The following is a 10,877-nucleotide window of genomic DNA, read 5'->3' as shown; positions in this document are numbered from 1 at the left end:
GTCCATGGGCTGCGGTGCCGCATCGCCAGGTGCGGCGATGGTCGACGGCCTGCGGTGATGGATGGCAAGGTGCTGGCGTCAGCCAGCGGCCCGCTTATCCACGGCCGGACCTGTGGGCAACACGCCGCAACCTCGCGGCTTGCACGAGGTGGGTTGTCCACGGGCGCCGCGAAGCGGCGGGCGGTGGGTAAGCGGGAAAAGCGTCCCCTCGCCGGTTTCGCAGGTGCTGCAGCACCGTCAGAAACGGCGATGCAAGATCCAGCGCGTCAGCGCTCCGGTTCGCGCTGCTTGGTCGGCGCGGGCCGTTCCTGGGTGATGTCGCGCTGAGCCGGGTAGTGCCCGGCCTGCACCCGCTGCGCAATCTGTTCGCGGGCGGTGGCCTTCACGGCATCGAGCTGGGCCGCAGGGACGCCTTGGCGTCGCGCGTGCTGCTCGATCTGCTCCAGCGCGGCGTAGGCCAGGGCGAGTCGCGGGTGCTTGGCCACGGCAAGCTCTGGCGGCTCCGAGCGGAACGCTGCGGAGGCCTCGGCGTCGCGCTCCTTGAGCGCGGCGCGATCGCGCTCGATCGCGGCGCCGGCGCGCAGCTCGCGCACCTGGTTCATTTCGTCGGCAGTCGCATTGCGGCCGTGGCGCTGTTGCAGCGCGTCGATGCGATCGAAGCCAGCGACGTGAGCATCCCATTCCTTCGCGGAGAGAGGGCGATCGCGTTCGCCTTCGATCGCTTGGCGAGCGCCCGGAGGGTGCTGCCAGGCGCCGTCGACGACGGTATTGCTGTAGATCTGTTCTGCACCGCGGCGGTCGATGCGCAGCCGGTCGACCAGCTGCTCGGTTTCGATCTTCTCCACGGTGCGTAGGACGCCGGATACAGCGGCATCGTGCACGTCTTTGGGCGTCATGCGCCCGACGCCGGCATCGGCCTTCTGCTGCTCATAGCGGCCAAGGACGCCTTGCCAGCTCGCGCGCTCATGCACTGCGATGACGCGGGCCTCAATGAAGTAGCCGGCTTCCTTGTATTCGGCGAACTTGGCGGCGGCGTTCTCGGGCGTTTTCATCGTGCCTTCGAGCAGGACGTTGTAGCGCTCTTCGCGCGCGAAACGTTCTGCCTTCTCAGCCCACGCCGAGGCGTCCGCATGCGTGAAGTCGGCCGCCGTGCGGTCGTCGACGCGCATCAGCTCATCGTGTTTGGGATGAAATTTCCGCAGGTCATCGGCGGAAATTTCCATCACACCTCCATGGGACTCGAGATCGAGTTTCACGGAGTCGATCGACCGGCTCTTGCCGGCGCCTGGCTGGCCGCCGACCATGACCATGGTCGGCTCGGCCTGGGCCTGGAGGTCACCGCTGGCGGTGGCCAACAGGTACGGGCGGATGTCCTGCTGGAAGATCCGTTCGTTGTCGGCCTCGGACAGGCGATGTTCCTGGCGATCCATCGTCAGGCTCCAGCGCCCTGGGCGCGGCGGTGGGCAGCGATCAGCTCGGCGTACTTGCTGCGGGCGATCGCGACGGAGGCGTGATCGGCAGCGCGGAGTGCATGGCGCTCGCGTGCTGCCGCATACAACGCGCGCTGCAACTCTTCGAGCCGGGCCGGGTCGGCGCCGGCGTTGTCGCGCTCGGCTCGGATCAGAGATTGGACGATGCCTTCCCACACGCCGATGACGCCGCGCACGGCGTCGAGCTGCATGTCTTCTTCGTCGATCTGGTTCATCGTTCCCCCTTGGATGTCCGTTTGCAGGGGTATTTTGACGCGAGCCGGCCGCGCAGTGGCGGGCGAGTGCCCCGAGGGCCGGAGGCCCGCACGAACGCGATGTAGGCCCGTAGGGGGCGAGACTAGGAGGCTTGCCGACGACGGCTCGATCCAAGCCCGCAGGGCGCCGGACCAACGTAGCAGCCCCCTTTTTCGTCAGAAAACGGGGGTGAGACAATGGATTCGCATGTGGGTTTGACCACTACAAAATCGAAAAAGCTGATCGCCTGAGAGCGAGATGGAGAAGCGTTTGACGGTGCAAAAAGCAACCCCTGTGCAATGCGCGCCACAGGAAATCTTGGTTCCCAAAGTTCGTGGCAGCGTGGTCAAGGAAGCCGTGGTCCGGCAGCACGACGGCGGCACGTTCACGCTCACGATCCGGCTGGCCAGGCAGGAACCAGTGACTCTCGCATCCCGTCGGACACCCGATGAGCCACGGCACTTCAAACATGCGGAAACGGCGCTGAGAACCGGACGCGAGCTGTTCGGCATTCAGGAGTTTGTCGTGCTCTTGCGCTAGGTTCGTCGATCGGCAAGCGTTTCATGCGACATGCCATTTCGAGGGAAAAAACAACTAAAGCGCATGATTTGCGCATTCCAAAACCGGCGTTTTGGTTGACCTTTGAAGCTGCGGACCGGTACGATCGCCGTCGTCGCTGCAACCCCTAGCAGCATTCCAAGGGAGCTTCAAGTGAAATCATTCCATCGAGTTGTCGTCCGGGCTGCGGCCCGTCTCGCGGGCCTCGCGGCCTTCACCATGCTGATGACGCCAGCAGCGCACGCACAGTTCTATTCAGGCGCCGACTACGGCTGCAAAGTGCTGCTGTGCCTCTCGAATCCGATGGGTCCGCAGGCCGTTCAGGACTGCGTTGCGCCGATCAACCAGCTCAAAAAGGATCTCTCGGACGGCAAGCCCTTCCCGCACTGCGAGACGGCTGGCAGCGCGTACGCGCAGCCAGGCAATGCGTGGTTCGACGATTGCCCGGAGGGCACGAGTGCGCTGGATGCCGGCGTGCCGGCCATCGTAGGGACGGCAGAGCAGCTTGCCGCGCAGTCGAATCGGCCGCAGTTCGGGGCAACTGGCGGTGGCGAAACGATCTACACGGGCATCGGCAGCGGCAACGACGGCAGCGGGGGTTTCGTGCGGCCTTCAACGCAGAAAATCTGCGTGGGCAAGCTGCTCGGCACCAAGACGATCATCACTGGCGGCGGCATCGACAGCGGCTATGAATCGACGACGGTGAATGTCTACGATCACATCGGGCTGGTCGACCCAGCGCAGACGCCGCGATACATCGACGTCATCATGGACCAGAAGCTCTACCGCCGCGTGCGGTGGTGAGCGACCGGCGAGCCTGGGTAGCCAGGCGACGATAGGTGCAAAGAAAAGGGCCGCAGCGATGCGGCCCTTTTTTGTCGTGCGCAGCAGGCGCAGATAATTCGTGCGCTGGCAGAGCCAGACTATGTAAATCAATCCTCTTCATCGTCAACCATGGCTGACACATCGGGGTAGCCGGTCTTGTTGGCGGAATCCACGATTTTGATGGCGCTCGACTCCTTGCGAACGTTGACGATGGGATCATCCGAATCCCCGTCGAACACGTCGAAGGTCGTCTTACCGTCGGCACCTGTCACTGGCTTGAAGTGCCAAGGCGAAGTTTTCATTGGTTGCCTCATCGCAAGGTTTGTGTCTTGAGTAAATTGATCCAATCGCTACCCGCGCTCAGTAACCACAAGGCTGAATCGCATTCATTGAAGCGAGGCGCATCACGATGGAGCGCAGGCATTATCAGATCGCTGATGTGCGTCGCGGTCTGCCTGCTCATGCTATTTTCCGCCAGTTCGTCGAGGGCACAGAGTGACCCGGTTTTCACGCCGAATGGCAATGAGCGGCAAGGCCTGGGGCCTTTCATGTGGGTGGCCAACGATCCGGCCGGAACCCTCAGTGTGGACGACGTGGCGGCAGGGCGACTCACGACGTTCCGCTTGTTGCAGTCAGTGGAGTGGACTGGCATCAAACGCGACGTGTATTGGGTGAAGATCAAGGTTGATTTAAGGGCCTACAAGGAGGCCAGTTCGTTCTTGATGTTCGAGCACCAGCCTGTTGCACGGTTCGATCTGTTCTACCCCAAGCCCGAAGGTGGCTTCGGTGTGTCAGCGATCTCAACCAGTCAATCCGTCAGCGAGCGGGCCTTGTCGATGCAAGCGCTGGCCCTGCGCTTACCAACACCCGCACAGCCAACAACGGTCTACCTGCGCATCGAGCAGAGGGCGCAGCCCGTGCTCCTTGATCTTTCATGGATCTCGAATGTCGAGGCCATCGAGGAAGTTGCCCACAGACAACTGATTCAAGGCGCGTTGTTCGGTGCGTTCATTGTGCTGGTCCTGCATAACCTCTTCGTGCTCACGAAAACCAGGGAGTTCTCGCATCTGTACTACGCGATGTACCTTGTTTGCTTCATGACGCTCATCTGTCTGCTAACCGGCATATGGACGAAGATTGGCTTTCTTGAATCGTCCGCCCAACTGATCGCGAGCGTCAATGCAGGCGTGATCGGGTTCGGACTGACATTCATGCGCAGACTGTTCAGGTTCGACATCAATGCACCAAGGCTCGATAAAGCGGCCCAGCTTCTCGTTTGGTCCGCCATCGGCGGGGCGGTGGCCGCGGTGAGTGGATTTGAATCGCTCGGATACATGTCATCTGCGCTACTGGTACCCGCGGCGCTCACTGTGATTTTGTTGGGCAGCGTCATGCGCTTGAGGCAGGGCTACGAACCAGCGATATTTACCTTGATCGGCATATCGGTCCACATGGCGGTGTCCACGCTCTACATCTTGCAGTTTCTGAAGGTGCTGCCAGGCTCCTTCAGCTTTCTGTGGCTGGAACTGTCGGCCGTTTGGGAAGCGATGTTGTTCTCGTTCGCTCTGGCCCATCGTTTGAAGGTTGCAGAAAATGCAAGCAAACGGGCGGTACTGGACCGCGAGGTGGCCGTCAGACATAAAGAATTCTTCCTCGGGATGGTCAGCCACGAGCTGCGCTCTCCCCTGCAAAGCATCGTCTCCGCGCTCGACGTGCTGGAAAGCAAACGGGCCTCGCCAGAGCAGGCCGAGGTGATGAAGCGCATTCGCCGGTCGGCGAACGAGCTGGCTGTGCAGTTGCGCGACATGTTGACCTTGGCTCGGGGTCAGACAGGACGCATCGAACTGCGGCCGGAGGTCTTCGAGGCCTGCGAGCTGGTGCAAGAGTCGGTCGAGAGCATGGGGCGAGAGGCGGAGGCCAAAGGCCTGACGTTCAGCGTCGTCACGCCGGCAGAGCCGCTGTTTCTTGTGGCCGATGGCGTACGGATCGGCCAGCTCGTGCACAACCTGGTCAGCAATGCGGTGAAGTACACCGAGCACGGTAGCGTGTCGGTGACGTTGAAGACCTGTCCCAACGGGACGGACGAATTCCGCATCGTCGTCGCAGACACTGGACCTGGCCTGCCGGAATCGTCCGCGACGACAGTCACGCAGGGACTGCAAGCAGAACCTGTGCTGTTCGGTGAGCGCCGAGGCATTGGCTTGGCGGTGGTTCGCGCGCTGATGATGCAACTCGAAGGAAACGTGGAGGTGTCGCAGACACCTGGGGGCGGCACGACTTTCGAGCTGGTGGTCCCGGCGGCGCGAGCCGAGGACCGTCCGCCAGTCGCTGGGGCAGGGGAGGGCAGGATTCTGGTCGTCGACGATCGGCCCGAGCTGTTGTCGGGTTTCGCGCAGGTCTGCGCGGAGCTGGGCTTGATCTGCGATACGGCCTCGTCCGCCGCAATGGCCCTGAACCTGCTCGCTGCGCACGCGTATGGCGTAGTCCTGATCGACCTCGACATGCCCCACAAGACGGGGGCGCAAATGGCGACGGAGGTTCGGGCCTCGGGCGTCAACGGGGGTGCGCGCTTGGTGGCCATGACGGCTGGGCATGGTGCCAGCGACGCCGAGTTGAGGGTGTTCGATTCCGTCCTCGAAAAGCCTGTACGCCGCGATCAGCTCGCGGCGCTGATGCAGGTACCGGCCAATCGGAAGATCGAGCCCTTCAGTCGGATGCCCTGATCCGGGGGACGTGTGGCGAAAGCGCATTAAATGCGCGTCGCAAGCAATTTACGTCGGGTTAGCGATTGTAAATTGGCAAACTAAAGCGCATACTGTGCGCGTGATGCGCGTTTTATGCGCTTCTTTGTTTGTCTGTCACACGTTCTCAGGAAGGGACTCCCATGAAGAAAACGACTTTCGTGTTTGCGACTCTCGCAGTGGCCTGCGGCGCTGCTTCGGCAGCGGACCTGGCGAAGCTGGCCCCGGTGAAGGCGTTCTACGCCGACACCGCGAACTGCATGTACATGGTGGACAACCCGGCCGAAGTGGCCGACAGCGTGAGCCAGAAGTACGCCAAGGCCTCGGAAGCGGCCATTTCGGCGATGCAGAAGGCGGACCCCTCGCTGTCGCTCGACAAGGCCCTGCTGGCTCTGCGCAAGGGCTGCAACGGCACGTTGCAAGCCGCAGCGAAGTGATGCGGGTCGCGTGGCCCGCAGCGCACCTGTGGGCCACGTCGATCGATGTCCACCAGTGACCTTTCTCTAAATAGCTTGACCTCCTGAAGCCCGTGGCGATCGCCAGCGGGCTTTTTTTTTACCTTTTGAAGGTGACACCCATGTCAACACCCAATGCAGACACCTACCACGCGGAGGCTTCGGACATCCGAGAACTGCCGCCGCCCGAGAGCGTGATGCGCTTCTATCCCGTCGCCGGCACACCGGTCGAAGCGCTTGTGCTGACGACGCGCAAGACCATTCATCAAATCCTTGACGGCGACGACGACCGGCTGCTCGTGGTGATGGGGCCGTGCTCGATCCACGACCCAAAGGCTGCGTTCGAGTACGCGCTGAAGCTGGCGAAGCAGCGGGAGCGCTTCGCCGACTCGCTCGAAATCGTTATGCGCGTGTATTTCGAGAAGCCGCGTACGACCGTGGGCTGGAAAGGCCTCATCAACGACCCTTACCTGGACGAGTCGTTCAAGATCAACGAAGGGCTGCGGATTGCGCGCCAGGTGTTGATCGACATCAACAATCTGGGCCTGCCAGCAGGCAGCGAATTCCTCGACGTGATTTCGCCGCAGTACATCGGCGACCTGATTTCGTGGGGCGCGATCGGTGCGCGCACCACGGAGAGCCAGGTGCACCGCGAGCTGGCGTCGGGCCTCTCGGCGCCGATCGGCTTCAAGAACGGCACCGACGGCAACATTCGCATCGCCGTCGACGCGATCCAGGCCGCGGCGCGCGGCCACCACTTTCTTTCCGTGCACAAGAACGGCCATGTCGCGATCGTCGAGACGACGGGAAACCCGGATTGCCATGTGATCCTGCGAGGCGGCAAGTCACCGAACTACGACGCTGAAAGCGTCGAGCTGGCATGCCTGGGCCTTCAAGAAGCCGGGCTGCGCCCCTCGCTCATGGTCGATTGCAGCCATGCGAACAGCTCGAAGATGCACGAGAAGCAGATCGCCGTCGCCGGCGACGTGGCCGCGCAGATCGCAGGCGGCTCGAGTCGTGTTTTCGGTGTGATGGTCGAGAGCCACTTGCGCGAAGGCGCGCAGCGCTTTGCGCCAGGCCGGGACCGCGCCGCCGACCTGGTGTATGGGCAGAGCATCACGGATGCGTGCCTTGGGTGGGATGACTCCGTGCAGGTGCTGGAAGCCCTGTCAGAGGCCGTCAGAGGGCGCCGGCGCGCTCGGCTGGAGAAGGAGGGCGTGTACGTCAGGAAGCGTCGAGGCTCGGTGGTCTACAGCGTCGATTCGACATCGCCCGATGCAGCGTTTGTGGATCTCGTCGACGCGCCATTGGCACAGCCAGCCGGTGCGGCCGAAGGAGTCGACCTCAACGCAACCGGCTGGCAGCACCACGCGGACTTTGCTCCGCTGGCCTGAATCACTTTTTCAGACTGGAAAACCACCATGCATACGTCCCCCTCATTTACGGCGAGCGTGACCGGCAATGCTGGCGCGCTCGACCTCAACGTGGGCTTTTTTCCGAGCGTGCCTTGGGTTCCGTATTACGGCGACAGGGCGACTTGGCCGTTGAACCTGGTGCGCTGCGAATCCAGTGGCGTCCGTGGGTTGATCGAACGCGGCCAGCTCGACGTGACGCCGATGGCCATTCCTGACTGGTTCGAGCTGGAGGGGCGCTGGAAGAGGCTTGCGAACTGGGGCATTTCATTCCGAGGCCTTGCCGGCAGCGTCGTCTTTTTCTCGAATGAGCCGATGTCGCAGCTCGATGGAGCGGACATCGATGTCTGCTACGAGACGACGACTTCGGTGCGTGTCTTGCAGGCCATCATGAAGAAGAAGTACGGCCTGCGCATCGGGCGATGGAGCCGCAACCTCGATGTCGACGACAAGTCGACACCGCGCCTGTTGATTCAGGACCAAGCCGTCGAGGAAAGGAAGCGCGGGCGCTTCCGTTACGAGTACGACTTGGGACGCGAATGGTTCGGCTGGATCGGCACGCCGATCGTCTCGGCCGTGTGGGCCTACCGGGCCGACCTCGATCCGTCAGCGGTGGCGGTTCTCGAAGGGTTGCTGAAGGCGTCAATGGTGCGCTACCGCATGGACCCATTGGCGGCCATCGGGGCGCGCCATGCAGAGCATGGCTTGCCGGCGTCGATCGAGGAAATCAAGTTGCTCCATCAGAACTTCGAGTACGCGTTGGGCGATGAAGCCGAACTCGGCATCGAGCGCATGCGTGAGCTGCTTGAGGCCCGGATCGAGGGCTTCGAGGCGCGCCAGGAAACGGCATTGCCGTTGTGAACATTTTCAACAAGGGGGGTCAACATCATGAATCTCAGTAAACGTCGTCTACTTCAAACCGCTGCGGCCTTGTCATTGCCTGGCGCTGCACTTAAGGCCTTCGCTGCCGGTGCGTCGAGCGCAAGCCCGGCCAGCGGCGCCGGGACATGGCCAACCAAGCCGATCCGCCTGCTGGTGGGCTTTCCACGGGAGTCGGCGCCGGACATCGCAGCGCGCACTATCGCTGCGCCGCTGGCGGCTTTGCTCGGCCAGCAGGTTGTCGTTGAAAACAAGGCCGGTGCGAGTGGGAACGTCGCGGCGGACGAGGTTGCGAAGGCGCGCGACGACCACACGATAGGCGTCCTCATCAACGGCAACATGACCATTGCGAAGCTGCTCAACCCAGCGATGCCGTTCGATCCCGAGAAGGACTTCGCGCCTGTCGGGCTGATCGGCACGACGCCGTTGGTGTTCGTCACGTCCTCGCGCGCGACGGGCAGTTCACCGCAGGAGGTGCTTCAGTGGATTCGCCAGATCAGCTCTGACGGACGGTACGGGTCGCCTGGCAGTGGGACAGTCGGGCACCTGGGGATGGAGCTGCTGAAGATGCACGCTATGCAAGCAGGCATCTTCGCGAGGCATCAGCCCTTCGGCAGCAATCCGCAAGTGCTGGAGGCGCTGCTTTCCACCAAGATCGATATGGCGCTGCTACCGCCAGGCCTCGCGCTGCCGAACGTGCGCAGCGGCAAACTCAAGTTCATCGGTGTCACCTCTCCAGAGCGAAGCCCTCTCGCGGAGAATCTTCCGACGTTGCGGGAAGTCGGTCTTTTCGGGGCTGAGACAGAGATCTGGACCGCCCTGGCCGGCCCGTCGACCATGCCGGAAGCCACATCCGCCAAGCTCAACGCTGCCCTCACGAAGGTGCTTCAATCGCCGGCAGTGGCGGACACGTTCCTCAAGAGCGGCTGGCAGCCTCAGGGCGGGGCCCCCGTCGACCTCGCAAGGCGCATCCGCAAAGACACGGCCAAGCTCGGCGGAGTTATCGCTGTCCGAGGCATTAAGGAAGCCTGAGCTATGCCGCAGTTCAAGACAGACGCTGCTAGCGTCGACAAAGCTGTTGCGGACGTGCTCGTACAACTAGATGTTGTTGCGGCGAACGACGTTGAAGCGATTTCCGATGAATACCATTCCGCCGCGATGCGGTTCGATGTGGATCAGACCGCGCTCGAAGAGGGTGTGGCAGCAAGTGGATATTGGCGCCGGCGGTTGGCGCACGTGAACCCGATCAAAGATTGACCTGGCAACAGATTTGATTTTCCTGCTGGGGCAACCATCCCTCCCTCCCGACCAGCTCCAGCAGTTTTGCGGCCTCTTCCCAGAGGCTGTTTTTTTTCCGGTGGCGGACGGCTATGCCGCCGAGAAAGAGGTGGCCAGTGCGGCTGAAATGATGGGCAGCGGCGCTGGCTTCTCGAAGAACTTCAAGCGGTATTTCGCCATGGCCGTGGCAATTTCCGCTTCATCGGCGATGCCGTTGCGCATCTGTCCGGTGAGGACGACGATGGGACAGTGGGCGTCACGCGCCCTGATCGCGGCCACCAGGTCACTCACGGTGTCCTGGATCGAGTCCTTCACGATGATCCAGTCAAGCACGTAGCCGTCGAACTCGCCGGCAGCGGCCGAGGCGGCAATGCGATCCAGATTGGTGAAGGCGACTGGATCGAAGCCCGCTGTCTTGAGGTACGAAACGATGAGCTGCGCACTCTCGGGATGGTCATCGAGCACCGCGATTCGGCGGCTGGTAGCCGACGACGGCTCGACGAGAAGACGCTTGATGTCGTAGGCCTGCGTGGCCAGGTTCGGCTCGGCCGGGAGCACGAGCCAGTCGGCGTCGACCTTTGTGAGCACCAACGCGCCGAGGCGTGGCTTGTGAACCGCTGGCCCCCTTGCGACGCGACAAGGCGTGCTGGTGGTTCCTGTGACGAGCGTCGCGTCTTCCATTTCATCGTGCTGGCCGAGCGATACCAGCTCGGTCAGCGTCTCGCCGTAGTGCTCGGCGAGCGTGCGCAGCTCTTCCAACTCCCAGGTGGCTCTCGTCGTCAGGCGTCTGTTTCCCTGCGAGTAGGACAGCCCAAGGACATCAGTAACCACAGCGGAATGCTTGTTCCGGGGCACGCCATGGCGTTCAAGGAGCGCTCGGACGCATTTGGCGGCCAGTGTGGTTTCTACGCCCTGTTCCTGTTGCTGATTGTTGTCACTCATGTCGTTTTATGCGTGTTCTGCGCACTTTCTGCGCTTTTCTATGTTGTTGAGAAAAGTAGCATG

11 protein-coding genes and 1 pseudogene are annotated in these 10,877 nt (G+C 62.3%); 8 read left to right on the top strand and 4 right to left on the bottom strand.

Features of this window, described 5'->3' with window-relative positions; all coding sequences use genetic code 11:
• Positions 1-266: 266 nt before the first annotated feature.
• Positions 267-1,430 carry a zeta toxin family protein gene (locus EJP67_RS33165; protein ID WP_126025958.1) on the bottom strand — a complete coding sequence of 388 codons (1,164 nt, stop codon included), beginning with the start codon at positions 1,428-1,430 and terminating at the stop codon, positions 267-269.
• A 2-nt stretch (positions 1,431-1,432) separates the two neighbouring features.
• Complete coding sequence (locus EJP67_RS33160; RefSeq protein WP_126025957.1) at positions 1,433-1,705, bottom strand: hypothetical protein; 273 nt, start codon at positions 1,703-1,705, stop codon at positions 1,433-1,435.
• A gap of 277 nt (positions 1,706-1,982) precedes the next feature.
• On the opposite strand from EJP67_RS33160, the gene EJP67_RS33155 reads away from it, so the two are divergent.
• Together EJP67_RS33155 and EJP67_RS33150 are read left to right on the top strand one after the other, a co-directional pair.
• Complete coding sequence (locus EJP67_RS33155; RefSeq protein WP_126025956.1) at positions 1,983-2,264, top strand: hypothetical protein; 282 nt, start codon at positions 1,983-1,985, stop codon at positions 2,262-2,264.
• 171 nt (positions 2,265-2,435) lie between these two features.
• Entirely contained in the window at positions 2,436-3,086 is a 651-nt protein-coding gene (locus EJP67_RS33150; RefSeq protein ID WP_126025955.1) for a hypothetical protein, read from the top strand.
• A gap of 128 nt (positions 3,087-3,214) precedes the next feature.
• On the opposite strand, the gene EJP67_RS33145 is transcribed toward EJP67_RS33150, so the two are convergent.
• Complete coding sequence (locus EJP67_RS33145) at positions 3,215-3,409, bottom strand: hypothetical protein (RefSeq protein ID WP_126025954.1); 195 nt, start codon at positions 3,407-3,409, stop codon at positions 3,215-3,217.
• Positions 3,410-3,436: 27 nt separating this feature from the next.
• Between EJP67_RS33145 and EJP67_RS33140 the strand changes: the two genes are divergently transcribed.
• The 6 genes and pseudogenes from EJP67_RS33140 to EJP67_RS33115 all read left to right on the top strand — a co-directional run bounded on the left by EJP67_RS33140 (position 3,437) and on the right by EJP67_RS33115 (position 9,851).
• A complete protein-coding gene (locus EJP67_RS33140; protein ID WP_126025953.1) occupies positions 3,437-5,830 on the top strand; it encodes a hybrid sensor histidine kinase/response regulator in 2,394 nt (797 codons plus the stop codon).
• A gap of 161 nt (positions 5,831-5,991) precedes the next feature.
• A complete protein-coding gene (locus tag EJP67_RS33135; protein ID WP_126025952.1) occupies positions 5,992-6,285 on the top strand; it encodes a hypothetical protein in 294 nt (97 codons plus the stop codon).
• Positions 6,286-6,425: 140 nt separating this feature from the next.
• Positions 6,426-7,496, top strand: a pseudogene (locus EJP67_RS33130) (3-deoxy-7-phosphoheptulonate synthase); the annotation flags it as partial.
• Positions 7,497-7,724: 228 nt separating this feature from the next.
• Complete coding sequence (locus EJP67_RS33125; RefSeq protein WP_126025950.1) at positions 7,725-8,576, top strand: MqnA/MqnD/SBP family protein; 852 nt, start codon at positions 7,725-7,727, stop codon at positions 8,574-8,576.
• 27 nt (positions 8,577-8,603) lie between these two features.
• Entirely contained in the window at positions 8,604-9,626 is a 1,023-nt protein-coding gene (locus EJP67_RS33120; RefSeq protein WP_126025949.1) for a Bug family tripartite tricarboxylate transporter substrate binding protein, read from the top strand.
• Positions 9,627-9,629: 3 nt separating this feature from the next.
• A complete protein-coding gene (locus EJP67_RS33115) occupies positions 9,630-9,851 on the top strand; it encodes a hypothetical protein (protein ID WP_126025948.1) in 222 nt (73 codons plus the stop codon).
• Between the two features lie 111 nt (positions 9,852-9,962).
• Here the strand turns inward: EJP67_RS33115 and EJP67_RS33110 are convergent, their stop codons facing one another.
• Positions 9,963-10,814 (bottom strand): helix-turn-helix domain-containing protein, encoded by an 852-nt coding sequence (locus EJP67_RS33110; protein ID WP_126025947.1) that lies wholly within the window; start codon positions 10,812-10,814, stop codon positions 9,963-9,965.
• Between the last annotated feature and the right edge of the window lie 63 nt (positions 10,815-10,877).

The organism is Variovorax guangxiensis, assembly GCF_003952165.1.
Classification (GTDB): Bacteria; Pseudomonadota; Gammaproteobacteria; order Burkholderiales; family Burkholderiaceae_C; genus Variovorax; species Variovorax guangxiensis.
This window is presented reverse-complemented; position numbering and strand designations above follow the sequence as displayed.